The organism is Agromyces archimandritae (genome assembly GCF_018024495.1).
Classification (GTDB): domain Bacteria; phylum Actinomycetota; class Actinomycetes; order Actinomycetales; family Microbacteriaceae; genus Agromyces; species Agromyces archimandritae.
Map to the genome: position 1 here is coordinate 2630043 of NZ_CP071696.1, position 24216 is coordinate 2654258.

The following is a 24216-nucleotide window of genomic DNA, read 5'->3' on the forward strand; positions in this document are numbered from 1 at the left end:
GTCAGGCCGCGCGGCGGGCTTCGCCGGCGAGTTCGGTCGCTCGGCGTCCGTCGCGCCAGCTCAGGTAGCCGCCGTCGAGGTTGCGCACATCGTGGCCGAGTTCGGTGAGCAGGCGTGCGGCGGTGTGCGCGCCCTGCCCGACGCGGCAGTGGACGATGACGGGCCGCCCGGCGAACTCGGCGTGCCGCTCGCGGAGGCGCTCGACGGGGATCCACTCGGCCCCGGGAATCGTACCCTCGGCGAGCTGGCCCTCGGCGCGGACGTCGAGCAGCACGGCGCCCCGGGCGATCTCGCCGTCGAGCTCGTGCCACTGCACGGTGCGGTCCTCGCCGTCGGCGAGGTTGCCGGCGATGTAGCCGAGCATGTTCACCGGGTCCTTCGCGGAACCGTACTGAGGTGCGTAGGCCAGCTCGACGTCGGCGAGGCCGGATGCGGTGACGCCGGCGCCGGCGGCGGTCGCGATGACGTCGATGCGGGTGTCGACGCCGTCGGTGCCGACGGCCTGCGCGCCGAGGATGCGGTCGTCGTCGGCGTCGATCACGAGCTTCAGCGACATCGGGCGGGCGCCGGGGAAATAGCCGGCGTGCGAGAGCGGGTGCGCGTGCACGATGCGTACGGCGCGGCCTTCGGCGCGCGCCTGCGTCTCGCCGAGGCCGAGCGAGGCGACGGTGAGCCCGGCGGCGTCGACGATCGCCGTGCCGAGCGCGGGGGCGACGTGCACGCGGCGCCCGGCGATGACGTCGGCGACCTGGCGGCCGTGGCGGTTCGCGAGCCCGGCGAGCGTGACGAGCCGGGAGCCGCCGGCGGCGTGGGCCTTCTCGGCGGCGTCGCCGATGGCGAAGATCGACGGGTCGCTCGTGCGGTGCCGGTCGTCGACGAGGATGCCGCCTGCGGGGCCGAGCTTCAGGCCGGCGGATGCCGCGAGCGCCGTCTCGGGCACGACGCCCATCGCGGCGATGACGAGCCCGGCGGGCAGGCGCTCCCCATCGTCGAGGAGGACGTGATCGGTGCCGACGCGTGCGACGGCGCGGCCGAGGCGGAGGTCGATGCCGACGCCGGCGAGGTGGTCGGCGACGGGCGCCGACATCTCGGGGTCGAGGCCGAGCAGGCTCGTGCCGCGCTGCACGAGCGTGACGGCGATGCCGCGCCGGTGCAGGGCGTCGGCCATCTCGACGCCGATGTAGCCGCCGCCCGCGACGACGGCGGGGCCGGTGCCGCCCGGCTGGCCGAGGCGCTCAATGATGCGGTCGAGGTCGTCGAGGGTGCGCAGCGCGAAGAGCGGGGCGCCGGGGTCGGCGGCCGGCCGGCGGGGCGCGGCGCCGGGGGAGAGGACGAGCTCGTCGTAGGCGAGCTGTTCGGTGCGGCCGTCGTCGAGGTTCCGCACGGTGACGGTCTTGGCCGCGGCATCCACCGCGACGGCCTCGGTGCGCACGCGTGCGTCGATGCGGAAGCGCTCGGCGAGGCGTTCGGGGGTCTGCAGTTCGAGGGCGTCGCGCTCGGCGATGTCGCCGGAGACGTGGTACGGCAGGCCGCAGTTGGCGAAGGAGACGGCGCCGCTTCGTTCGACGACGACGATCTCGCGCGACTCGTCGAGGCGGCGCAGGCGCGTGGCGGCGGACATGCCGCCGGCCACGCCGCCGACGATCACGGTGCGGGCGGAGCGGTTCGAGCGGTTCGGGTGGGGCATGACGCCAGCCTAGCGAAACCCCCTGGGGTATGCCTGAGCGGATGCCGGGCCGCAGCCGACCTCGCCCGAACGCGGCGCTGCTGCCCGGCATCCGGGCCCCGGCGACGTAGGGTGTCGATGTGTGGAGGCTCGACAAGCACGACGACCCGGCGGACGGCATGCCCGATCCGTCGGATGACGCCGTCCCCGCGCTGCCCGCCGCGGGCGGCGAGCACGCCGACCCGGGCAGCGTGAGCACCGGCGACCCCAAGCTCGTCGCCGGCAGCGTCGCCGAGCCCGCCCGGTCGCGCTGGCGCGAAGAGCTCGCAGCCATCGGCGGGCGCTCGCCCCTCGTCGGCTTCGACGACGACCCCCGCACCCGCATCGAACTCTCCACCACCCACCCGGGCGGACTGCCGCAGTTCATCACCGGCAAATCCACCCTGCTGTCCAGCCTCATCCGCGACGACCTCGCCCTGCGCAGCGCCAAGCTCGCCGCATCCGCCATCACCCAGAAGGGCATCGAACTGCGCAGCGTCCGCGGCATCGACGCCGTGCACCTGGCCATCGGCCTCGCACGCTGGCAGCACGGCGGCACGGACCACCTCGCACCGGTGCTCCTGCGGCCCCTCGCCATCCGCCGCTACGGCCGCGACTACGAGCTGAAGCTGAAAGGCCAGCCCTTCCTGAACCCCGCCCTCGCGCGCGAGCTCGAAGCCCAGTTCGGCATCGCCCTCGACGCCGACGCCTTCGTCGCCCTGGCCATCACCAACGGCGTCTTCAAACCGCAGCCCGTCATCGACCGGCTGCGAGGCCTCACCGGCCACCTGCCGTCCTTCGCGGTCGCCCCGCGCCTCGTCGTCTCCGCCTTCGCCGAGGTCGGGCCGGCGCTCGCCGCCGACGCCGTCGACCTCTCGCACCCGGTCATCGACGCGATCGCCGGGCTCCCGGCCGCACGGGCCGCCGCGACCGCAGAACGCGAGCCCGCCGCATTCGCCGAGCAGGACGTGAGGCCGCCGTCCACCGACACCCTCCTCCTCGACGCCGACCCCGAGCAGGAACGCGTCATCGCCGAGATCGAGGCCGGCGCATCCGTCGTCGTGCAGACCCTGCCCGGCACCGGGGGCACCCAGACCATCGTGAACGCCATCGGCGCCCTCATCGCCAAAGACCGCCGGGTGCTCGTCGCAGGCTCCCGCCGGTCGAGCCTCGAGGGCATCGCGCATCGCCTCGCCCAGGTCGGCCTCGGCGGTGCATCGGTCACGACGAAGACCCTGCGGCGGGATCTCATCCAATCCATCTCGCGCAACGAGAAGGCCGCGCGGCCCCGCACCGCCGACGTCGACGATGCCCTCGTCCGGCTCCGCAAGGTGCTGCTCGACTACCGCTCCGCACTGACGCAGGCCGAACCGGAGCTCGGGGTCTGCGCCCTCGACGCCCTCGGCGAACTCGCCCGCCTCGCCCTGCTGCCCGACCCGCCCTCGACGACCTCGAGGCTCGGCCGCGACTCCCTCGTGCGGCTCGCCGCCGACCGCGAGGCCGCGGCCGCCGACCTCGTGCGCGCGGCCGCACTCGGCGAGTTCCGCTACGGGCCCGGCGACTCGCCGTGGTACGGCGCATCCTTCACCTCCACCGAGGAGGCCGACCGAGCCCACGCCCTCGCCAAGCGCCTCGACGCGGCCGGCGTGCCCCGGCTCGTCGAACGGGCCCGCGCCCTCATCGCGCAGACCCGCCTGCGGCCCTTCGAATCCATCGCCGAACTCGGCGTCTTCCTCCGCCTTCTCCTCGACATCCGAGACACCCTGGACCGTTTCCAGCCCTCCGTCTACGACCGGCCTCTCGGCGAACTCATCGCGGCGACCGGCTCCCGACGCGACGCCGCAGCGATCACCAGGGCCAACCGTCGCCGGCTCCGCCGCCACGCCCTCGAATACGTGCGCCCCGGCGTCCACGTCGCAGACCTGAACGAAGCGCTCCGCGGCATCCAGCAGCAGCGCACCCTCTGGCAGCGCTACTCGGAGGCCGGGGCGATCCCGAGCGTGCCCGTCGGCATCGACGACGTGCACGTCGCCTACCAGCAGGTCACGAGCGATCTCTCCGCCCTCGACGCCCCGCTCGGCATCGCCGGCACGCCGAGGCAGCTCGCGCACCGTCCGCTCGCCGAACTCGCCACGATGCTCGCCGGCCTCGCCGAGGAATCCGAGGTGCTGCAGAACCTGCAGGAGCGCACCGCCGTGCTCGGCCGGCTCCGCGACCTCGGCCTCGATCCCCTGCTCGTCGACCTCTCGAAACGCCACGTGCCCGAGCAGCGCGTCGCCGCCGAACTCGAGCTCGCCTGGTGGCAGTCGGTGCTCGAACTCATGCTCGCCGAGGAGCGCGCCCTGCTCGGCGCGAACACGGGCGTGCTCGACCGCCTCGAAGCCGACTTCCGACTCGTCGACGATGCCCATGCGTCCGCCGCAGGCCCCGCCCTCGCCTGGCGGCTCGCCGAGAACTGGCACGTCGGCCTCGTCGACCACCCGGAAGAGGCCGCAGGGCTCAAACAGGTGCTGCGCGGCGACCGCCTCACCCCCACCGCCGTGCTCGAGGCCGCACCGCACCTCTTCCGCACACTCGCACCCGTCTGGCTGGCCTCGCCGTACGAACTGCCCGCGATCGACGACCGCATCGCCTTCGACACGGTCGTGCTGGTGGATGCCGGGGCGACGACCATCGCCGAGAACCTCGGCGCCATCCGCCGGGCCAAGCAGGTCGTCGCCTTCGGCGACCCCGTCACGCAGACCCCGTCCGACTTCGAGATCGCCGTCCGCGGCAGCGGATCCGCCGTCGCGACCGAGCTCGGCGTCGACGCCATGCACGCCGACTCGGCGCTCTCGCGCCTCGGCGAACTGCTGCCGACGCTCACCCTCACCCGCAGCTATCGGGCCGGCGGCGAAGACCTCGCCGAACTCGTCAACCACCGCTTCTACGGCGGACGCATCGACTCGCTGCCGTGGGCCGGCAGCTTCCTCGGCCACGGCAGCCTCGCCATGCACTACGTCGAAGGCAACGGCCTGCCCGACGCCGTGACCGGCACCGTCGAATCCGTCGACGCCGAACTCGTCAAGGTCGTCGAACTCGTCATGGAGCACGCCGTCAAACGGCCCCGCGAGTCGCTCATGGTCATCACCGCGAGCCAGCGGCACGCCGCACGCGTCTACCAGGCCGTGCTCGCCGCCTTCGCCAAACGCACCGACCTCACCGACTTCATCCTGAAAGACCGTGCCGAGCCGTTCACGGTGCTCACGCTCGAGCAGGCGGTCGCGCAGAGCCGCGACCGGGTCATCTTCTCGGTCGGCTACGGACGCACCCCCCACGGGCGGCTCCTGTCGAACTTCGGCCCCCTCGGCGAACCCGGCGGGGATCGGCTGCTGGCCGTCGGCATGACCCGGGCGCGACGGTCGATGGATATCGTCGTCGCCTTCCGGCCCGAGGAGATCGACGGGGACCGCCAGCGGCACGGCGTGCTGGCCCTCGCCGAGATCCTCACCGCGACCGCTGAACGCGAGGCAGCCCGGCCCGCCGACGCCCCCGTCGAGGCGATGCTGCTCGACCTCGCCTCGCGCCTCGGGCGCCGCGGCATCCGGGTCACGATCGGGCACCGCGGCAAGCTGCCGCTGGCCGCCGCGCACGCCGGCAAAGCCGTCGTCGTCGAGACCGACCGCGCCTTCGGGGGCCTCAGCCTGCGCGAATCCCTCCGCCTGCGGCCGGAGGTGCTGCGCCGCCTCGGCTGGCATTATCTGCGCGTGCACAGCTTCGAGCTGTTCGGCGACCCGGAGGGCGTCGCCGACCGGGTCGCGACGCTGCTCGGCAAGCCGCCGGTCGCCGCCGAGGAGACCGGGCCGATCGAAGCCCGGCGATGAGCGCGGGGCGCGCGGATGCGCCGGGGAAGGACGCGTCGGACGCCGATGCGCCGGCTCCGGATGCTTCGGGTGCGGATGCCGGCGATGGCGAACCCGGTGAGGCTCCGCGGCAGCGTGTGGAGCGCGCGAAGCGCGGACGCCGCGCGCGGCTGACGCCGGCACCGGGCAGCGATCCGAGCCCCGAGGAGAAGGTTCCGGGCGACGACGGCCGGCGCGGCTCGCGCGGCCCCGCATCGCCCGACGACGAACGGATCACCCGGGAGCGGCCTCCGCACTGGTGAGCCGGCACCCCGGCATCCACTCGGGGAAGGGAACGGCGCGGGTCAGTCGCCCGTGCCGCGCCCCCGCCGCGCATCGGCTGCGAGCAGGTCGCGGATCTCGGTGAGCAGCTGCGCCTCGCTCGGCGGCGGCGCATCCTCCTCGGGGGCGCCCTTGGTCTTCGCCCGGGCCTCCTGGTGCTCGCGGAGCGTGTTCATCGGATACACGAACACGAAGTAGACGACCGCGGCGACCGCGAGGAAGCTGATGAGCGAACCGATGATGGCGCCGAACTTGAACTTCGCGTAGCCGATCTCGAGGATGAGCGCGGTGTTCAGGCTCTCGGCGTTGAAGACGAGGCCGATCAGCGGATTGATGAGATTCTCGACGATCGAGGTGACGACGGCGGTGAACGCCGCGCCGATGACGACCGCGACCGCCAGGTCGATGACGTTGCCGCGTGCGATGAAATCCCGGAAGCCCTTGAGCACGAATCCCCCTCGGGTCGGTGGCGAGGCCGCGCGGCCCGCGCGACCTACGCCACGTTAGCCGAGGCCGCCGACGGCTTCGAGCCCGAGCCGGAGGAGGACGACGAGCCGCTGGACCCGCTGCCCGAGGAGCCGGAGTCGGATCCACTCGCCGAAGCGGCCGAGGAGCCGCCTGCCGCCCCGCCCGCGTTGCCGCTCGCCGCTCGCGAATCGGTGCGGTAGAAGCCGGAGCCGTTGAAGGTCACGCCGATCGAGGTGAAGAGCTTGCGGAGCGATCCGCCGCACGAGTCGCAGACGGTGAGCGAGTCGTCGGTGAACGACTGCTGGATGTCGAAGGCGTTGCCGCACTGCGTGCAGCGGTAGGAGTAGGTGGGCACAGCATCTCCGTGGAAAGGAAGAGGAGCCGGGCGACGGTGCCCGGGGTGGATCAGGCGGTGATCAGAACTCGAACACCCGGGTCGGGGTCACGACGCCGTTCACCGGCTGGTCGTGGATCTCCTGAGGCAGGGATTCGAGCAGTTCGCCGTCGAAGACGACGGCGTACACCGGAGGACATTTTTCCATCGAACCGAGGGTTTTGTCGAAATACCCCCGGCCCCAGCCGAGCCGTACGCCCGTGCGGTCGATCGCCGCGGCCGGGACGATGATGAGGTCGACGTCGTTGATCGCCATCGGCCCGAGCAGTTCACCGACCGCCTCGGGGGCGCCGACGGGGCCCTCGACCTCCTCGTGCTCCTCGCCGACGGTCCAGTCGAGCAGCCCGTCCTCGCGGGAGACGGGGAAGAGGACGCGGATGCCGCGCTCCTCGGCCCAGTTCACGAACGGCCGCGTGTTCGGCTCGTCGGGCATCGAGAGGTAGGCCGAGATCGAGCCCGCCTCCGACCTGGTGACGAGGTCCTGCAGGTTCGAGGTGATGCCGGCGGTGGCCTGTTCGCGTTCGAGCGCCGACATGTTCTTGCGCCGTTCGCGCAGCTCCGCACGGATGATGCGCTTTTCGACGTCGAGGTCCTCGGGCATGGCACACATCCTATGGGGCCTGCCGGGGCCCGTCTTCAGGGTTCACGGCGCCGGGCCGGATCCGCATGCCGTCGGCGGCTGCGGCTACGCTGTCCGCATGGCGAAACGTATCTCCAAAGCGGTCATCCCCGCGGCCGGTCTCGGCACCCGATTCCTCCCCGCGACGAAGGCCCTGCCCAAGGAGATGCTGCCGGTCGTCGACAAGCCGGCGATCCAGTACGTCGTCGAAGAGGCCGTCGCCGCCGGCCTCGACGACGTGCTCATGATCCTCGGCCGCAACAAGAACGCCCTCGAGAACCACTTCGACCGCGTCGCCGAGCTCGAGCAGACCCTCGTGCAGAAGGGCGACGAGACCAAGCTCGAGCGGGTCATGGAATCCACCGGCCTCGCCGACATCCACTATGTGCGCCAGGGCGACCCGAAGGGGCTCGGGCACGCGGTGCTGCGGGCCAAGAAGCACGTCGGCGACGAAGCCTTCGCCGTGCTCCTCGGCGACGACCTCATCGACGCGCGAGATCCGCTGCTGACGCGCATGATCGAGGAGCACGACAAGCGCGGCGCGACCGTCATCGCCCTCCTCGAGGTCGACCCCGACTCCATCCACCTCTACGGCGCCGCCGAGGTCGAGGCCACCGACGACCCCGACGTGGTGCGCGTCACGGGCCTCGTCGAGAAGCCCGCGAAAGAGGCCGCGCCGTCGAACCTCGCCGTCATCGGCCGCTACGTCATCCGCCCCGAGGTGTTCGAGGTGCTCGAGCGCACCGAGCCGGGCAAGGGCGGCGAGATCCAGCTCACCGACGCGCTCATGGAGATGGCCGACGACGTGGCCGGCACGGGCGGCGTGTACGGCGTCGTGTTCCGCGGCCGCCGCTACGACACCGGCGACAAGCTCGACTACATCAAGGCCACGATCCAGCTCGCTTCGGAGCGTGAGGACCTCGGCCCGGATCTGCGGGCGTGGCTCAGCGGATTCGTCGCCGGCTTCGAGCGAGAATAGGCCCGTGCCGGTCTACCCGTTGCCCACCCTCCGCGACGAGGACGTCGTGCTCCGGCCGGTGCGGCTGCGAGACGCGCGGGCCCTCGAACGCGAGCTGCAGGGCAATCGCGGGTGGCTGCGGCAGTGGGAGGCGAGCTATCCGGGCGGCTCCTCCGTGCTGGATGCCCGCGGCAGCATCCGCAATCTGCTCTCGCATGCGCGAGCCGGCACCGCGCTTCCCTTCCTCGTCGAATACCGCGGGGAACTCGCCGGGCAGCTGAACGTCTCGTCGATCACCTACGGATCCCTGTCGAGCGCGTCGATCGGGTACTGGGTCGCGCAGCGCTTCGCCGGCCTCGGCATCACGCCGGCCGCCGTCGCCCTCGCGACCGACCACTGCTTCTTCGAGCTCGGTCTGCACCGCATGGAGATCTGCATCCGCCCCGAGAACGGCCCATCGCTCCGGGTCGTCTCGAAACTCGGGTTCCGATACGAGGGGCTCAGGCGTCGCTTCATCCACATCAACGGGGAGTGGCGCGATCACTACTCCTTCGCCCTCGTCGCCGAAGAGGTGCCGCGCGGCGTGCTGCATCGCTGGCGTGTCGGCGCCGTCGACGAGTCGGTCGCCGTGCCGAACGCCGAGGACCGGGCCGCCGCGGGCTTCCCGCTGCGGTTGCCCGATCGTTGACACGCCCGCGGCGGAACGGCCGGGTGTCGGCGGTGCCTCGTAGCGTTGGGCCATGGACGTGATCGGCGGGGGAGTGCTCGCGGCTGTCGCCGCGGCGCTGTGGATCGCGTACCTGCTGCCGAGTTGGTTCCGCCGTCGGCAGTACCTCGCCGAGGAGCGCAACGTCGTGCGCCTGCAGCAGGCGCTGCGCGTCATCGCCGAGACGTCGGAGACGCCCGAGACCGTCGAGGTCGAGGTCACGGCGCGCGAAGTCGCCCGCCAGCAGCGGATCGCCCGCGAGCGCGAGCTCGCGCGGGAGGCGGAGCTGCGGCAGGCCGAGGCACGCGAGGCCGAGGAGGCCGCCGAAGCGCTCGTCGCGGCCGAGGCCGCCGAAGTCGCCGCCGCGCATGCGGTCGCGGCCGCCCGCGCCGTCGCCGCGCCGGAGGCGATCGCCGAGCCCGAGGAGCCTGCGGCCCCCCGAAGCCCGGCCCCGCTCGGTGCGCAGGCCCGGGCCCGGGTGAAGCGGGTCCGCCGTGCTCGCGGCACCTGCACCCTCGCCTTCCTCGTGGGGCTCGTGGTGCTCGTCGTCGGCCTCGCACTGCTCGGCACGGGTGCAGGCGTGTGGATGGCCGTCGGCGGCGGCGTCGCGATGCTCGCCGCATGCTCGGGTCTCGTCGCGCTCGCCGGGGTGAAGCCGGCCGCGGCCCCGGCGGCCGTCGCGCCCGCCGAGTCGCAGCCCTTCGAACCGATCGAGTTCGAGGCGCCGCCCGCCGAGGCGGTGCCGTGGACCCCGCAGCCGCTGCCCAAGCCGCTGACCCTCTCCCGCGGCACGATCGCCGCGACGGTGATGGCATCCATCGAGGAGGCCGAGCGCCTGAAGCGGGCCGCTGCCGACGCGGAGCTCGCCCAGCGCGCCGCGGCCCTCGAACCGGAGCTGCCGCGTCTCGACGAGAAGCGCCGCGCCGAAGCCGCAGCGGTCGCGGAGAACGCCGAAGCCGCAGAGGCCCCCGCCCCCGCCCCGGCCGCAGACAGCCGCTACGCGCGTATGGGCATCGTCGGCGACGCGCAGCCCGGCATCGACGACCTCGATGCGGTGCTGCGCCGCCGCCGCACCGCCGGCTGAGCCTGCAGTCGCGTCGGATCGGGCGTCCGCTCGATGGTCATGACCACCCCCGCCGGGATGATAGGCTCGTTGTCGCTCGGGCCCATGGCGCAGTTGGTAGCGCGTCTCGTTCGCAATGAGAAGGTCGGGGGTTCGAATCCCCCTGGGTCCACCGATTTGCACCGTTCGAACCCTGCCCCGCATCGCGGGGCAGGGTTCTTTCGTTGTGTCGGCCGCGTTCGGCAGGGAGGCGGCTGATCAACCTCTCGGTTGCGACGTCGGGTCTGCTGCGTCGGCGGTGACCTGCCAGGCGCGTCCGTCCATGGGTCTCCCTGCACATCAGGTTCGGGATCCTTGACGACGCGTTCCCGCCGTGCCTTAATGAAGTAATAGCCTAATTAAGGACATCATGAAATGCCTGCTTCCGACGAATTGAGCCTCGTATTCGCCGCGCTTGCCGATCCCACGCGCCGCGAGATCCTCTCGCGGCTCGCGGCCGGGCCGGCGACCGTCGGCGAGATCGGCGCGCCCTTCCCGATGAGCGCTCCTGCGATCTCCCAGCATCTGAAGGTGCTGGAGCGTGCGGGGCTCGTCACGCGCACGACGCAGGCTCAGTGGCGAACCCTCTCGATGCAGGCCGGGCCCCTCGACCGGGCATCGGCATGGGTGGTGGAGTGCCGACGTGAATGGAACCAGCGTCTCGACGCCCTCGAATCGCATCTGCAGCACATGAAGACCGGATCCGAAACGAACAAGGAGGAAGGATCATGAACACCGCGATCCCGCAGTTCTCGATCACCCGCAGCTTCGACGCTCCGCGCGAACTCGTGTGGCGGGCCTGGACCGATGAGGCCGAACTCGCCCAGTGGCTGCACCCGTTCGGCGTGTCGACCGACAGCATCGCCTTCGATGTGCGGGTCGGCGGCCGCTACCGCTACACGATGACGAACGTCGAGACGGGCGAACGCTTCCCGACCGGCGGCGAGTTCCTCGAAGTGGAACCGTTCGACCGGCTCGTCTTCACGTGGGGCGAACCCGACGCCCCCGTCGAGGGCACGCCCGTCATCACGCTCACGTTCTTGCCGGACGGCGATCGCACCGAATTCGTCCTCCATCTACGCGGGTACGACGGGACGCCGGGGGACGGCTTCGTGTACGACGGCTGGGACGAGGCGCTCACCAACTTCGGTCGGCATCTCGCGGGCGAACGGCTCGGCTGACCGGTTGAGCCGAGGCCGATCACTGCGGTGCATACGGGCCGGGGCGACGGCGGTCGAACCGTGGATATTCGCGGGCGGACCTCGCTATTCGACGGCGGTCGAACCGTGGAAATTCGCGTGTGAACCCCGTTCAGGGGGTGGAGTTCGCGGCCGAAACATTTCGTGACAGGATGACCTCCCGCCATTGGAAGGAGGCCCCCATGCACCCCGAAATCCTCTCCTCCCGCCGCCGATTCGCCGTCCCGACGGGCGACGGATGGATCCGCGGCAGCACCGTCGGATCGGCCCGGCCCGGGGCGGCACCGCTCCTGCTGCTGCACGGCGGCCCCGGCGTCCCGAGCGACTACCTCGAACCGCTCGCCGGTCTCGCCGACGAGCGCCTCGTCATCCTCTACGATCAGATCGGCTGCGGCCTCTCCGAGCCGGCCCGCGACGACTCGGCCTGGCAGCTGGACCGTTTCGTGCACCGGCTCGAACTCGTGCGCCAGCACCTCGGGGTCACGGGCTTCCACGTGCTCGGCCATGCCTGGGGCGGGATGCTCGCCCTCGCCTACGCCGACCGGTACCCCGAACGGGTCCGTTCCCTGTTGATGGCGAGCCCGCTCGTCGACGCCGAGGCCTGGAGCGAAGACGCGGCATCCCTCGTCGCGGCCCTGCCGCCGCGGCATCGCGAGGCCCTTCGCGCCGGCCCCCGGCATCCCGGATTCGCCACGGCTCGCGCCGAGTACACCCGCCGGCACTATTGCCGCAGCATTCCGCGGCCCGAGCCGCTGAAACGCGCCATGACCCACCGGGGCGATGCCTCGCAGCGCGTCATGTGGGGTGCGAGCGACTTCGCACCGACCGGGACCCTCCGCGGCGTCTCCTGCACCGACGCCGTCCGCCGGCTCGACATGCCGAGCCTGTGGCTCGGCGGCGGCGACGACGAGGTGCGGCCGACGACCCTGAAGCGGTTCGCATCCATGGCCCCGAAGAGCTCCCTCGCCGTCTTCCCCGGCGGCACGCACATGGTCCACCTCGAACAGGTCGCGCAGTACCGCGCGGTGCTCCGCAAGTATCTGCGGATGGTGGAGCCGCGAAAGGCACGGAAGGCTCGGGCGTAGGCTGAACCGAGTGAGCGCCGCACCGCAGACCCAGGACATCCCGCTGAGCCCCCAGCATAAACGGAGCGCCTTCTGGGTATGCGTCTCGGTTGCCGCACTCACGATCCTCGACCTCTCCAAGGTCAACGTCGCACTGCCGGCGATCGAGCACGCCTTCGGGTCGAGCTCGACCGAGCTGCAGCTCATCGTCTCGGGGTACGTGCTCACCTTCGGCCTGTTCCTCGTGCCGATGGGCCGCCTCGGCGACCAGCGCAGCCGCAAGACGCTCTTCGTCGTCGGCCTCAGCCTGTTCACGCTGACGAGCCTCGTCGCCGGCTTCGCGCCGACCGTCGAGGTGCTCCTGGCCGCCCGTCTCGTACAGGGCGTCGCGGCCGGCATCCAGATGCCGCAGGTGCTCGGCCTCATCCAGCAGCTGTACCAGGGGCGCGAACGCGGCCGGGCCTTCGGCCTGTTCGGGGCCACGATCGGGATCGCCACCGCGTTCGGGCCGACCCTCGGGGGGCTTGCGATCGCGCTCGGCGGGCCGAGCGACGGCTGGCGGTGGATCTTCTGGATGAACGTGCCGCTCGCTCTCGCCGCGATCGCGCTGGCCGTATGGCTGCTGCCCGAGACCCGCACGCGTTCGAGCCGCAAGGTCTCCCTCGACCCGGTCGGCATCGCCCTGTTCGCGGTCACGGTCGTGGCCCTCATGTGGCCGTTCCTGTTCACGACGGGCTCGCCCGGCGACGACCCGGCCCGCTGGTGGCTGCTCGTGGTGTTCGTGCTCGCGGCGACGGCGTTCATCGTCTGGGAACGCCGCTATGCCGGTCGCGGCAAGGATCCGCTCGTGCCGCTCGGCCTGTTCGGCATCACCTCGTATCGCAACGGGACGCTGCTGGCGACCGTGTACTTCGCGGCGATGCCGTCGTCGTTCCTGCTGACGACCCTGTACCTGCAGGACGGCCTCGGTCTCGAACCGGTCTTCGCCGGCATGGTGACGATCGGTTTCGCGCTGACGAGCGCATTCTCCTCGTGGCTCGGCGGCACCCTCGTCGACCGCCTCGGCCGGCCGCTCGTCGTCTGGGGCCTCGCGCTCGTGCTCGTCGGCATGGGCGCTCTGGTGCTGCTCGCCCTCACGATGCCGCCCGAGGTGACGCCCTGGGCGATGGCGGCGGCGATGATCGTCGGCGGCTTCGGCGGCGGCCTCGTGATCTCCCCGAACCAGACGCTGCAGCTGGCGGATGTGCCGGTGCGGCAGGGCGGACTTGCCGGATCGGTGAGCCAGCTCGGGCAGCGGATCGGCACCGCGGTCGGTACGGCGGTGACGCTCTCGCTGTTCTACGCGACGATCTTCCGCGAGGCCGACGGAGAGCCCGATCTCACCGTCTACCACCACGCCTACGGCATCGGCATGGCCGCGGTCGCCGTGCTCGTCGCGATCGCCTTCGCGATCGGCGTCGTCGACTTGACGTCCCGGCGCAGGCTCCGTCGGGTCATCGCGTCGTAGCGGCGTCTTCCCCGAGTGGATGCCCCGCGCCGGCATCCGCCCGCGAACCGTCGGAGAACGCCCCCTTCGGCACGAGGCACAGGGCGAGCGCGGCGGCCGCCGCGGTGAGCCCGCACACGAGCCACACCGTGACGTAGCCGGTGAAGGAGCCGGCCGTCGATGAGGCGGAGGCCGCGGCATCCGCACCCGCATGCGAGAGCAGGGCGATGCCGAACACGCACGATGCGACCGCGCCGCCGACGGTCTTCACGGTGTTCGTGAGGCCCGTGGCGACGCCCGTCTGGTGCGCGGGGGCCGCAGCGGCGGCCGCGGCCGGCAGGGCCGCGACGAGCGCGCCGGAGCCGAGGCCGACGACGACCATGTTCGCGATGACCTGCCCGTAGGCGTCGTGGAACGGCAGGAACAGCAGGAACCCGGCAGCGACGAGGCCGCTCGCGCCGACGAGCGCGATGCGCGGGGCGACCCAGCGCGTGACGAACGGGAACAGCATGGCGCCCGAGATCATGCCGATGAGGTAGATCCCGATGATGAGCGAGGTCGCGAACCCCGTCGTGCCCAGGCCGTACCCGGCGACGGCCGGGTCGGTGCGGGCGAAGGTCGACAGCGGTGCCTGCGCGCCGAGCACGCTCACCCCGAAGAGGCCGGCGGTGAGGAACACGGGCCACAGCGCCGGCGAGCGGAACAGGCGCACGTCGATGAGCGGGTCCGGGTGGCGGAGCTCCCAGCGGGCGAACGGCCACACGGCCAGCACGCCGAGCACGATGAGCGACCACGACAGCCAGTCGCCGGGCCCGTTCAGCCGCATGAAGCTGAGACCGCCGGTGAGGGCGAGGAGGGCGAGGGTGATGAGCGTCAGCCCGACGGTGTCGAGGCGGCCGCCGGCGAGATCGGGCGACTCCTCCACCCCGAACAGCACGACGACGAAGCACGCGACCACGGCCAGTGCGGGGATGAGGAGCACGACGGTCAGCGGCAGCGCGTCGATGAGCGCCCCGCCGAGCAGGGCGCCGGTGATCGCCCCCGCTTCGAGGGCGGCGACGAGGAGGCCGGCGGCCTTCGCGGTGATCGCGGCGGGGCGTTCGGCGGTGCGGCTGCGCGACCAGATGAGGGCGACTTCGAGCGGCAGCCAGACGACGTAGAAGCCCTGCAGCGCCCACGCCGCCAGGAACACCCAGAACTGGTCGGTGAACGGCAGCACGAGGCTCGCGGCCGCTGTGATCGCCGTCGACACCAGCAGGATGCGTTTGTGCCCGATCATGTCGCCGAGCTTCGCGAGTGCCGGCACGACGAGGGCCGACAGCATGAGCTGCGAGCCTTCGAGCCAGTTGACGTCGGCGTCGTGGATGCCGAGATGGCGTGCGATATCGGTGAGCACGGGCGTGTAGTAGCCCTGCAGGATGCCGCTGGTGAACTCGACGAAGGCGAGGAAGCCGACGACGGCGGCGACGGTGCCGAGGCGGGCGGCATTCGAATGCTTCATGGTGGTGCTCCTCAGGCCACGAGCGCTTCGAGGAGCGCCCGGTGGAAACGTTCGCCCCGTTCGAGGCTGTCGATCTCGACGTATTCGTCGACGCCGTGGATGGATGCCCGTTGGCGCGCGTCCATCGCGAGCGGCGCGAAGCGGTACACGGCCGGCGCGAAGCGGTGGAAGTGCCGCGAGTCGGTGGCGGCCATCATCACGTACGGGGCCGTGATCGCCTCGGGGTAGGCGACGGCGACGGCATCGCGGATCGCCGCGAACTGCGCCGTGTCGACGGGGGATTCGGGGGAGGGCTCGCTGCCCTCGAGCAGTTCGAACTCGATGCCCGGGTCGGCGACGCGGCGGCGGAGCCGGCCGATCGCCCCGTCGACGGTCTCGCCGAGCGCGATGCGCAGGTTGAGCGTCGCGCTCGCCTGCGAGGGCAGCACGTTCGGGGCGGTGCCGCCGGCGAGCATCGTCGGGGCGACCGTGGTGCGCACGAGTGCGGCAGGTTCCCCGCCCATGCGCACGAACACGCGGGCGGTGACCGGCGGCAGTGCCGCGAGCGCGGCGAGCAGCAGCTTCGCCGGGCCGCGGGTGTGGGGTACGAAGCCCGCGAGCATGGAGCGGATGGATGCCGGCATCCGCACCGGGAACGGATGCCGCGACAACCGCCCGACCGCGCCTGCGATCCGCGCTGCCGCCGTCGTCTTCGGGGGCGCGGATGCGTGCCCGCCGTCGCCGCGGGCGGTCATCCGCACCGTCATGACGCCCTTCTCGCCGACGCCGACCATCGCGGCCGGCACGCGCACGAACGGCAGCGGGGCATCCACCACCGCCCCGCCCTCGTCGAGCACGAGCCACGGGGTGATGCCGCGCTCGCGGAACGCGTCGGCGATGCGTGCCGCGGCCTCGCCGTAGCTCTCCTCGTTGCCCCCGAAGGAGAGGTACACGTCGCGGGCGGGCCGGAAGCCGGCGCCGAGGAGGTTCTCGACGGCTTCGAGGATGACGGCCAGCGGCCCCTTGTCGTCGAGGGTGCCGCGGCCGTACACGCGGCCGGCGTCGACGACGCCCGCGAACGGCGGATGCGTCCACTCGTCGTGCTCGTCGACGGGGACGACGTCGTAGTGCGCCATGAGCACGACGGGGGCGGCATCGCTTGTGCCCCGCCAGCGGTACAGCAACCCGAAGTCGGTGATGCGCTCGCGTTCGAGCCCGGCGGCCACCCGCGGGTACAGTTCGCCGATGAGCTCCGCGAACGCTTCGAAGGGCGCGGCGCCGCGCGTCTCGAGCTCGGCGGAGACGGTGGGCAGCTGCACCATGCGGGAGAGGCGGTCGGCGACGTCGGGGCGCACCGTGAGGCGGGCGGGCATGAGGTCAACTGTAAGCCCGCCGCCGCGGCCCGCCGGTCGCGCTTCATGCGGCGGCAAGCCGTCGGCGATCCAGACAGGTTCGGCAGCTCAGCCGGCGTCGTCTTCCAGGAGCTCCCGCACGCGGGGCACGACCTTCGTCGCGTAGAGCTCGATGCTCCGCATCATGAGTTCGTGCGGCAGGGTGCCGTTCGAGAACTTCAGGTCGAAGCGCGCGGCGCCGATCGCGCGGATCGCGCCTGCCATCTTCTGCGCGACGGTCTCGGGGGATCCGGCGTAGAGGGCGCCGTGCGGGCCGGCCTCGTCGGCGAAGTGCTCGCGGGTGATGGGGCCCCAGCCGCGCTCGCGGCCGATGCTGTCCATGATGGTGCGGTAGTTTGGCCAGAGCTCGTCGAGGGCCTGCTCGTCGGTGTCGGCGATATGGCCGGGCGAGTGGATCGCGACCGGCTGCGGATCCTTGCCGAACTGGGCGAGGGCCTTGCGGTAGAGCTCGGCGAGGGGCGCGAAACGGGCGGGGCTGCCGCCGATGATGGCCAGCACGAGCGGCAGGCCGTAGTGGGCGGCGCGCACCACGGATTCGGGGCTGCCGCCGACGCCGACCCAGGTGCGCAGGCGCCCGTGCTCGACGGGCGGGTATACGAGCTGCTCGGTGAGGGCGGGCCGGAGCCGCCCCGACCAGGTGACCGGCTCCTGCGTGATGAGGGCGGCGAACAGGGCGAGCTTCTCCTCGAACAGCTCCTGGTATTGCGAGAGGTCGTAGCCGAAGAGGGGGAACGATTCGGTGAACGATCCACGCCCGAGGATGATCTCGGCCCGCCCGTTCGAGAGCCCGTCGAGTTCCGCGAAGCGTTGGAAGACCCGCACCGGGTCGTCGCTGGAGAGCACGGTGACGGCCGAGCCGAGGTGGATGCGTTCGGTGCGTGCCGCGATCGCGGCGAGCACGACCTCGGGGGAGGAGACGGCGAACTCGGCGCGATGATGCTCGCCGATGCCGAAGAAGTCGAGCCCGAGCCGATCGGCGGCGACCCCCTGTTCGACGACGTTGCGGAGCACCCGGGCGTGGCTCAGGAGTTCGCCGTCCGGCCCCCTGGTCACATCGCCGAAGGTGTCGAGGCCGAACTCGATCGACTGCGGCATGGCGCGTCCCCCGTTCCGTGTGCGTCCCTTCCGAGACTATGCCCTCGGGCGGGCCGCGCCCGGGCATCCGCCCGGGGGAGCGGGGCGGGAATGCCCTGGCCGCGCCCGGCGTTGCACCACTCGAATGCGCCCGCCAGGGCGCGTGAAGGAGCGAGGAGCACTGTGAGCGTCATCGGCATCTACGGGGCCGGCAAGGTCGGCACGGCGCTCGCCCGGCTCCTCAACGATGCCGGCTACGAGGTGCGCATGACCGGTTCGGCCAGGCAGACCGCCCTCGAACTCCTCGTCGGCGTCGTCGCCCCCGGTGCCACGGTCGCCTCGGCCGAGGAGCTCGCCGAAACCGCCGACCTCGTCATCATCGCGGTGCCGTTCGGCAAGGCGCAGACGGTGCCGTGGGCGCTCTTCGGCGGCAAGATCGTCGTCGACGCCATGAACTACTGGCCGCCCGTCGACGGCAACATCCAGGCGGTGGATGCCGACCCGCGCTCCACGAGCGAGATCCACGCCGCACTGAACCCCGGGGCGCGGCTCGTGAAGTCGCTGAACCATCTCGGCTACCACGACATGGAGGACGACGCGCTGCCGGCCGGGTCGATCCTGCGGCGGGCGCTCGCCGTCGCCGGCGACGACGCCGAGGCACGCGCGGCGGTCGCCGAGATCATCGACGCGATCGGCTTCGACCCGGTGGATGCCGGGCCGCTCGCCGCCGGCCGGGTGCTGGAGCCCGGCGGGCCCGTCTTCGGCCGCGAGCTTTCGCGGGGCGAGCTGGAGGGCATCGTCGCCGGGCGCGGCCTCGCCGCCTGAGCGGGCGGCAGCCCGATCGACGGCGGGGGCGTCAGCGCATCGTCACCGCCGTCGACATGTCGACGACGGTCGATCCGCCCTCCTCGCCGACCGAGAACCCGGTGCGGATGCCGCCGAATTCGCCGAGCGCGCGCACATGCGTGCCGCCGCACGGGATCCGCGCGGTGCCCTCCGGCAGTTCGCACACCCAGGTGCGGCGGTCGGTGAGGCCCTCGCCCTCGCACTCGACGCGGACGGGTGCGGCCGAGCCGACCCAGATCGCCAGGCGTGCTTCGACGTCGGCGTCGAGGCCCTGAAGGGCGTCGAGGAAGCCGGCGGCGTCGAAGCCGGCGCGTCGCAGCGACTTGTTCAGCCGGTAGCGGTCGAGCGAGCCGTATTCGAGGATCGTCGAGCGCGAGTTCGCGGCCGAGTCGAAGTCGGGGCTGCCGAGGCTGTCGCGTCGCGGCTCCTTCGTCCAGCGTTCGGCGACGGCGGCGTTCAGGGCGAGCGCGGCGAGATGGCAGGCGGTGTGCCCGGCCGAGACGGCGTCGCGGAACGCTTCGTCGGCCGCGGTCGTGAGCTCGTCGCCCTCGGCGATCCCGGCGTCCTCGGGCACGAGGTGGGCGACGACGAACGCCCAGCTCTCGGTGCCCTTCCGCACCGGCACGGCGTCGCCGACGAAGAGGGCGAGGCCGTCGGTGGCCGCGACCACGGCATCCACGATGGGGATCTTCTCGCCGCCCGCGGTCTCGAACCACGCCCGGTCGGCCGGCTGGTCGGGCCAGGCCGGGTCGAGCGGATGCACGCTCGTGACGTCGGTGAGCACGGCGGCACGGCCGTCGCCGAGCGGCTCGACGTGCAGCACCCGGGCGCGAGCGGTGAGCTCGCCGGCCGGGTAGACGACGCGGGTGTCGGCGGCGGGCAGCGTCATCAGGAGTGGTCGGATCGGCCGTAGACGTTGATGGGCAGCATGAGCGCGACGGTGACGCACAGGATGCCGGCGATGAAGACGATCGTCTCGGCGCCGGCGACGCCCGGTGCGACCCCGAAGAGCCACATGCCGAAGCCGAACAGCGCCAGCGAGATCACGAAGAGTACGGCGTTCATGCGGGATGCCCTTCCGCCCGGCGCACCTCGACGGGCTCGCCCCAGTCTATCGAGCGGGGGCCTCGCCGACCGGGCCGAGCCAGGCGTTCGCGACCGTCGCGTGGGCGGATTCGTCGTCGGAGGGGTGGAAGATGCCGGCGAGCACGTCGCGATACAGCCGCCCGAGCTCGTTTCCGGCGAAGTAGCTGCCGCCGCCGGCGACGCGGATCGCCTGGTCGACGACCTGCCTGGCCGTTTCGGTCGAGCGGATCTTGACCCCCGAAAGCTTGGCGAACCACCGGCCGCCGTGGTCGGCGAGCGTGTCGACGTCGCGGGCGAGGGCGGTCAGCTGTGGTTCGAGGGCGTCCTGCGCGATCGCGGCGTCGGCGATGCGCCAGCGGATGTCGGGGTCGTCGGCGAGGCTCGCGCCCGTCTTCATGGAGGTGCGCCGGCGCGCCGCCTCGACGGCGAGTTCGAGCGCGCGCGCCCCGATGCCCGCGTAGACGGATGCGAGGAGGATCTCGAAGCTCGCGAAGATCCCGAAGATGAAGGGGTCGGCGTTGGGGCCGGGGTCGAGGCGCCGCACGATGCGGTCGGCGGGTGCGAAGGCGCCGTCGAGCACGGTCGTGCACGATTGGCTGGCGCGCATGCCGAGCGTGTCCCAGTCGTCCAGCACCTTCACGCCGGGGTCGCCGCGGTCGACGAAGCCGTAGACGATCTTCGGCGCATCCGCCGACGTCGAATCGAGCCCCATGGTGCCGAGCCTGGTCCATGCCGGCGAGAGCGAGGTGAAGATCTTCCGCCCGCGGAAGCGGATCCCGCCCTCTTCGGGCGTCGCCTCGGTGCGGGAGCCGAAGAGCATGAGGTCGTTGCCGGCTTCGCTGATGCCGAAGGCGAACACCTCGCCGGCGGCGGCTTCGCGCTGCACGAACTCGAGCGCATCGTCGCCTCGATCCCGGAGCACCTTCGCGACGCCGAGCCACACGAGGTGCATGTTCACGGCGAGCGCGGTGGCCGGGGCGGCCCCGGCGAGCCGCATCTGCGCCCGTACGGCGTCTTCGAGCCGCCAGCCGTGGCCGCCGAGCTCGGCCGGGACGAGGGCGCGGAGGTACCCGGCCGCCTCGAGCTCGGCGAGGTCCTCGGTGAAGAAGGCGTTCTCGCGGTCGTATCGAGGCGCCCGTTCGCGGATGCGGTCGAGCAGGGCGTCGTCGAGCAGGGACTCCGGCGTGGCTGCGCTCATGGTCGAAAGCCTACGCCCGGCCTCCGACGCCGCCGGGCCGGGCCGGAACCGCCGCCGGCGCCCAGTCGGCGCTCAGTCCAGATCGGGGTCGCGGCCGGTCCGCTCGCCGTTGGCGAGGCCGGCGACGGCATCCATCTGCTCGGGCGTCAGGGCGAAGTCGAAGACGTCGAGGTTCTCGCGGATGCGCGCCTCGCTCGACGCTTTCGGGATGGCGATGTTGCCGAGCTGCACCTGCCAGCGCAGCACGACCTGGGCGACGCTGCGGTCGTGGTCGGCGGCGATGCCGGCGAGCACGGGCTCGGCGAGCATGCGCCCGCGGGCGAGCGGCGACCATGCCTCGGTGCGGATGCCGTGCGCGTCGCCGAAGGCGCGCACCTCGTCCTGCGGCAGCCACGGGTGCAGCTCGACCTGGTCCACGACCGGGGTGACGCCGGTTTCGTCGATGAGTCGGCGGAGATGGTGCGGGTGGAAGTTCGACACGCCGATGGATCGGACCCGGCCCTCGTCCCGCAGCCGGATGAGCGCCCGCCAGGTCTCGACGAAGAGGCTCTGCGAGGGCACGGGCCAGTGGATGAGGTACAGATCGAGCCGTTCGAGCCCGATCCGTTCCATCGTGGCGTCGAAGGCGCGAAGGGCCCGCTCGTAACCGTGGTCGTCGTTCCAGAGCTTGCTCGTGACGAAGAGCTCGTCGCGGGGCAGGCCCGAGGTGCGGACGGCCTCGCCGACCTCGGCCTCGTTGCCGTAGAGGGCGGCGGTGTCGAGGTGGCGGTAGCCGGCGTCGATCGCGGTGCGGCAGAGGCGGGCGGTGTCGGCCGGCGGGATCTTGTACGTGCCGAAGCCGATCTGCGGGATCACGGCACCGTCGGCCAGGGGCAGGAGGGGAGCGGGCGGGAGCGGGGCGGTCATGTCGTCCTCCTTCGTGCCGGGTGCGGATGCCGTGGCGCGCGGATCCGCACCGCGCCGGCGTCATCCGGGCTGGATCGAGACGGGTTCGGTGTCGGGGATGGGCCCGGCGTCGCGGCCGCGCAGGTCCGGGGTCCACGGCCGGCCGCCGAGGGCCACGAGGAAGCCGGCGAGCGCGAAGCCCGCGGCGACCCAGAACGCGCCGACGGCGCCGGAGCCGTCGATGAGGAAGCCGGCCAGGGCCGAGCCGATGGCGGCGCCGATGAGCTGGCCGGTGCCGACCCACCCGTACGCCTCGGCGGTGTCGGAGAACTTCACGCTCGACGAGACGGTCGCGAAGATGACGGCGAAGACGGGGGCGATGCCGACGCCGGCGATGAAGAGGGTCGCGGCCAGCCACCAGAACTCCATGACGAAGGCGGCGAGGGCGGTGCCGGCGAAGATGATGAACATGCGCCGGGCCATGGCCCACGGGCCGATCGGCAGGTGCCCGAAGGAGAGGCCGCCGACGAGGCTGCCGACGGCGAAGACGGCCAGGACGAGGCCCGCTTCCGCGCCGCCGTGGCCGAAGACGGCGACGACGCCGGCTTCGATCGCGGCGCTCGCACCGACGAGCAGGAAGCCGATGATCGTGCCGAGCAGCACGGCGGGCCGGGCGAGCACGACCCCGAAGCGCCGCTTGGAGCGGGGGATGCGCACGAGCCCGAGTTCGGGGGAGGAGATGAACCAGAGGCCGCCGCCGATCATGATGACCGCGGCGAGCAGGATGCCCCAGACGGTGCCGACCTGGGTGGAGACGAACGTCGTGACCACGGGCCCGAGCACCCAGATGATCTCCTGCGCGCTCGCGTCGAGGGAGAAGAGCGGGGTGAGCTGCTTGGAGTTGACCATCTTCGGATAGATGGTGCGCACGGCCGGCTGCACGGGCGGCGACGACAGCCCGGCGATGAACCCCACGATGAGGTACACGGGCATGAGCGGCGGGATGAGGCCGATGACGACGACGGCGACCGAGCAGACGGCGAGGGTGATCCAGAGCACCGGACGCATGCCGTGGATGCCCATGAGCCGGCTCGTGAAGGGGCCGGCGATGGCCTGCCCGATGGAGGTGGCCGCGAGCACGAGGCCCGCGAGGCCGTACGAACCCGTCTGCTGCTCGACATGCAGGAGGAACGCCAGCGAGAGCATTCCCGACGGGAACCGCGCGGTCAACTGCGCGGCGACGATGCGTGCGACGCCGGGCGATTTGAGGATGTCCGAGTAAGCGCTCACTTGCCCCAACTGTAGCGAGCGGATGCCGTGAGTCGGCCGAACCCGGGCGCACCCGAATCGTTATCCGCCGGAAACGTCATTCGGCCGGCTCTGTATTAGTCTCGGCGTGTCGGTGACGTCCAGGGGTGCGGGGTCTCGCCGGCCGCCCTGTCCCATGACCCCTGAGGAAGTGCCCATGCGTCACACCCGTCTCCTCGCCGTGCCGGCCGCCCTGGCCGCGGCGGCTCTGCTGCTCACCGGCTGCGTCGACAACTCCGCGGGGGCCGGCGACGCGTCCGAGAAGCCCGCCGCGAACGGATCCGTCACCGTCGACGAGGCCGCAGCCGCCCTCCTGCCCGATGAGGTCGCCGAGTCCGGCAAGCTCATCGTCGGCACCGACGGCGCCTACCCGCCCAACGAGTACAAGGACGCCGACGGCGAGCCGACCGGCTGGGGCGTGGAGCTCGCCGAGGCGCTCGCCGCGAAGCTCGGCCTCGAGGCCGACATCCAGATCGCGAGCTTCGACAACATCATCCCCTCGGTGCAGGGCGGCAAGTTCAACATCGGCATGTCCTCGTTCACCGACACGGTCGAGCGCGAGGAGCAGGTCGACTTCGTCAACTACTACGAGGCCGGCATCATGTGGGCCTCGGCCGCCGGCAACGACGTCGACCCCGAAGACGCGTGCGGCCTGAAGGTCGCCGTGCAGGCCACCACCTACGAGGACACCGACGAGGTGCCGGCGAAGTCGGAGGCGTGCGTGGCCGCCGGCAAGCCCGCCATCGACAAGGTGCAGTTCGACACGCAGGACCAGGCGACGAACGCCGTGGCCCTCGGGCAGGTGGATGCCATGAGCGCCGACTCCCCGGTCACCCTGTACGCGATCTCGAAGACCGGCGACAAGCTGCAGGCGGCCGGCGAGTCGTTCGACGTCGCGCCCTACGGCGTGGCGGTCGGCAAGGACTCGGGCCTCGTCGAGGCGATCCAGGCGGCCATGCAGGCCCTCGTCGACGACGGCACCTACGGCGAGATCCTCGAGGCCTGGGGCGTCGCCGACGGCGGCATCGACGAGATCACGATCAACGCGGCGGGCAGCAACTGA

At 72.1% G+C, this 24216-nt stretch carries 23 protein-coding genes and 1 tRNA gene; 12 read left to right on the forward strand and 12 right to left on the reverse strand.

Features of this window, described 5'->3' with window-relative positions; translation table 11 throughout:
* Nucleotide 1: 1 nt before the first annotated feature.
* On the reverse strand, nucleotides 2–1687 hold the full coding sequence (locus G127AT_RS12020) for an FAD-dependent oxidoreductase (protein ID WP_210897197.1): 1686 nt from the start codon (nucleotides 1685–1687) through the stop codon (nucleotides 2–4).
* Nucleotides 1688–1845: 158 nt separating this feature from the next.
* On the opposite strand from G127AT_RS12020, the gene G127AT_RS12025 reads away from it, so the two are divergent.
* Nucleotides 1846–5568: an AAA family ATPase gene (locus G127AT_RS12025; protein WP_425305901.1), complete on the forward strand. Its 3723-nt coding sequence runs from the start codon at nucleotides 1846–1848 to the stop codon at nucleotides 5566–5568.
* Nucleotides 5565–5849, forward strand: a complete 285-nt coding sequence (locus G127AT_RS12030; RefSeq protein ID WP_210902239.1) for a hypothetical protein — start codon at nucleotides 5565–5567, stop codon at nucleotides 5847–5849. Before G127AT_RS12025 ends, G127AT_RS12030 begins: the two co-directional genes overlap by 4 nt.
* Nucleotides 5850–5891: 42 nt before the next feature.
* Here G127AT_RS12030 and mscL read toward each other — a convergent pair whose 3' ends face one another.
* The 3 genes from mscL to G127AT_RS12045 form a co-directional block, all read right to left on the reverse strand.
* Complete coding sequence (mscL, locus tag G127AT_RS12035) at nucleotides 5892–6317, reverse strand: large conductance mechanosensitive channel protein MscL (protein ID WP_210897201.1); 426 nt, start codon at nucleotides 6315–6317, stop codon at nucleotides 5892–5894.
* A gap of 44 nt (nucleotides 6318–6361) precedes the next feature.
* Nucleotides 6362–6691 carry an FmdB family zinc ribbon protein gene (locus G127AT_RS12040; RefSeq protein WP_210897203.1) on the reverse strand — a complete coding sequence of 110 codons (330 nt, stop codon included), beginning with the start codon at nucleotides 6689–6691 and terminating at the stop codon, nucleotides 6362–6364.
* A gap of 61 nt (nucleotides 6692–6752) precedes the next feature.
* On the reverse strand, nucleotides 6753–7331 hold the full coding sequence (locus G127AT_RS12045) for a 5-formyltetrahydrofolate cyclo-ligase (protein WP_210897205.1): 579 nt from the start codon (nucleotides 7329–7331) through the stop codon (nucleotides 6753–6755).
* A 97-nt stretch (nucleotides 7332–7428) separates the two neighbouring features.
* Here G127AT_RS12045 and galU point away from each other — a divergent pair, with 97 nt between their 5' ends.
* The 8 genes from galU (at nucleotide 7429) to G127AT_RS12085 (ending at nucleotide 13885) form a co-directional block, all read left to right on the forward strand.
* The gene (gene galU / locus G127AT_RS12050) at nucleotides 7429–8328 is read left to right on the forward strand and encodes a UTP--glucose-1-phosphate uridylyltransferase GalU (protein WP_210897207.1); all 900 of its coding nucleotides are present in this window, start codon (nucleotides 7429–7431) and stop codon (nucleotides 8326–8328) included.
* Between the two features lie 4 nt (nucleotides 8329–8332).
* Nucleotides 8333–8995 (forward strand): GNAT family N-acetyltransferase, encoded by a 663-nt coding sequence (locus G127AT_RS12055; RefSeq protein ID WP_244857560.1) that lies wholly within the window; start codon nucleotides 8333–8335, stop codon nucleotides 8993–8995.
* A 52-nt stretch (nucleotides 8996–9047) separates the two neighbouring features.
* Entirely contained in the window at nucleotides 9048–10097 is a 1050-nt protein-coding gene (locus tag G127AT_RS12060) for a hypothetical protein (protein WP_210897209.1), read from the forward strand.
* Nucleotides 10098–10175: 78 nt separating this feature from the next.
* Nucleotides 10176–10248: transfer RNA gene (locus tag G127AT_RS12065), tRNA-Ala, on the forward strand.
* 242 nt (nucleotides 10249–10490) lie between these two features.
* Nucleotides 10491–10847: an ArsR/SmtB family transcription factor gene (locus G127AT_RS12070; protein ID WP_210897211.1), complete on the forward strand. Its 357-nt coding sequence runs from the start codon at nucleotides 10491–10493 to the stop codon at nucleotides 10845–10847.
* The gene (locus G127AT_RS12075; protein ID WP_210897212.1) at nucleotides 10844–11296 is read left to right on the forward strand and encodes an SRPBCC family protein; all 453 of its coding nucleotides are present in this window, start codon (nucleotides 10844–10846) and stop codon (nucleotides 11294–11296) included. Before G127AT_RS12070 ends, G127AT_RS12075 begins: the two co-directional genes overlap by 4 nt.
* Before the next feature lie 200 nt (nucleotides 11297–11496).
* A complete protein-coding gene (locus tag G127AT_RS12080) occupies nucleotides 11497–12399 on the forward strand; it encodes a proline iminopeptidase-family hydrolase (protein ID WP_210897215.1) in 903 nt (300 codons plus the stop codon).
* A gap of 10 nt (nucleotides 12400–12409) precedes the next feature.
* Nucleotides 12410–13885: an MFS transporter gene (locus G127AT_RS12085; RefSeq protein WP_210897217.1), complete on the forward strand. Its 1476-nt coding sequence runs from the start codon at nucleotides 12410–12412 to the stop codon at nucleotides 13883–13885.
* Here the strand turns inward: G127AT_RS12085 and G127AT_RS12090 are convergent.
* From G127AT_RS12090 to G127AT_RS12100, 3 genes are all read right to left on the reverse strand, one after another.
* A complete protein-coding gene (locus G127AT_RS12090) occupies nucleotides 13872–15365 on the reverse strand; it encodes an MFS transporter (RefSeq protein WP_210897219.1) in 1494 nt (497 codons plus the stop codon). The genes G127AT_RS12085 and G127AT_RS12090 overlap by 14 nt on opposite strands.
* Nucleotides 15366–15376: 11 nt before the next feature.
* A complete protein-coding gene (locus G127AT_RS12095) occupies nucleotides 15377–16717 on the reverse strand; it encodes a M20/M25/M40 family metallo-hydrolase (RefSeq protein WP_210897221.1) in 1341 nt (446 codons plus the stop codon).
* Between the two features lie 87 nt (nucleotides 16718–16804).
* Complete coding sequence (locus G127AT_RS12100; RefSeq protein ID WP_210897223.1) at nucleotides 16805–17851, reverse strand: LLM class flavin-dependent oxidoreductase; 1047 nt, start codon at nucleotides 17849–17851, stop codon at nucleotides 16805–16807.
* Between the two features lie 90 nt (nucleotides 17852–17941).
* Here G127AT_RS12100 and G127AT_RS12105 point away from each other — a divergent pair, with 90 nt between their 5' ends.
* A complete protein-coding gene (locus G127AT_RS12105; protein WP_425305857.1) occupies nucleotides 17942–18655 on the forward strand; it encodes an NADPH-dependent F420 reductase in 714 nt (237 codons plus the stop codon).
* A gap of 31 nt (nucleotides 18656–18686) precedes the next feature.
* Here G127AT_RS12105 and G127AT_RS12110 read toward each other — a convergent pair whose 3' ends face one another.
* From G127AT_RS12110 to G127AT_RS12130, 5 genes are all read right to left on the reverse strand, one after another.
* Entirely contained in the window at nucleotides 18687–19565 is an 879-nt protein-coding gene (locus tag G127AT_RS12110; protein WP_210897227.1) for an alanyl-tRNA editing protein, read from the reverse strand.
* Nucleotides 19565–19741, reverse strand: coding sequence for a hypothetical protein (locus G127AT_RS12115; RefSeq protein ID WP_210897229.1), 177 nt, complete (start codon nucleotides 19739–19741; stop codon nucleotides 19565–19567). The genes G127AT_RS12110 and G127AT_RS12115 overlap by 1 nt, the downstream gene beginning before the upstream one ends.
* Before the next feature lie 46 nt (nucleotides 19742–19787).
* Nucleotides 19788–20960: an acyl-CoA dehydrogenase family protein gene (locus tag G127AT_RS12120; protein ID WP_210897230.1), complete on the reverse strand. Its 1173-nt coding sequence runs from the start codon at nucleotides 20958–20960 to the stop codon at nucleotides 19788–19790.
* 72 nt (nucleotides 20961–21032) lie between these two features.
* Complete coding sequence (locus G127AT_RS12125; protein WP_210897233.1) at nucleotides 21033–21866, reverse strand: aldo/keto reductase; 834 nt, start codon at nucleotides 21864–21866, stop codon at nucleotides 21033–21035.
* Nucleotides 21867–21926: 60 nt separating this feature from the next.
* Nucleotides 21927–23135, reverse strand: coding sequence for an MFS transporter (locus G127AT_RS12130; RefSeq protein WP_210897235.1), 1209 nt, complete (start codon nucleotides 23133–23135; stop codon nucleotides 21927–21929).
* Between the two features lie 175 nt (nucleotides 23136–23310).
* Here G127AT_RS12130 and G127AT_RS12135 point away from each other — a divergent pair, with 175 nt between their 5' ends.
* Nucleotides 23311–24216, forward strand: coding sequence for an ABC transporter substrate-binding protein (locus G127AT_RS12135; RefSeq protein WP_210897237.1), 906 nt, complete (start codon nucleotides 23311–23313; stop codon nucleotides 24214–24216).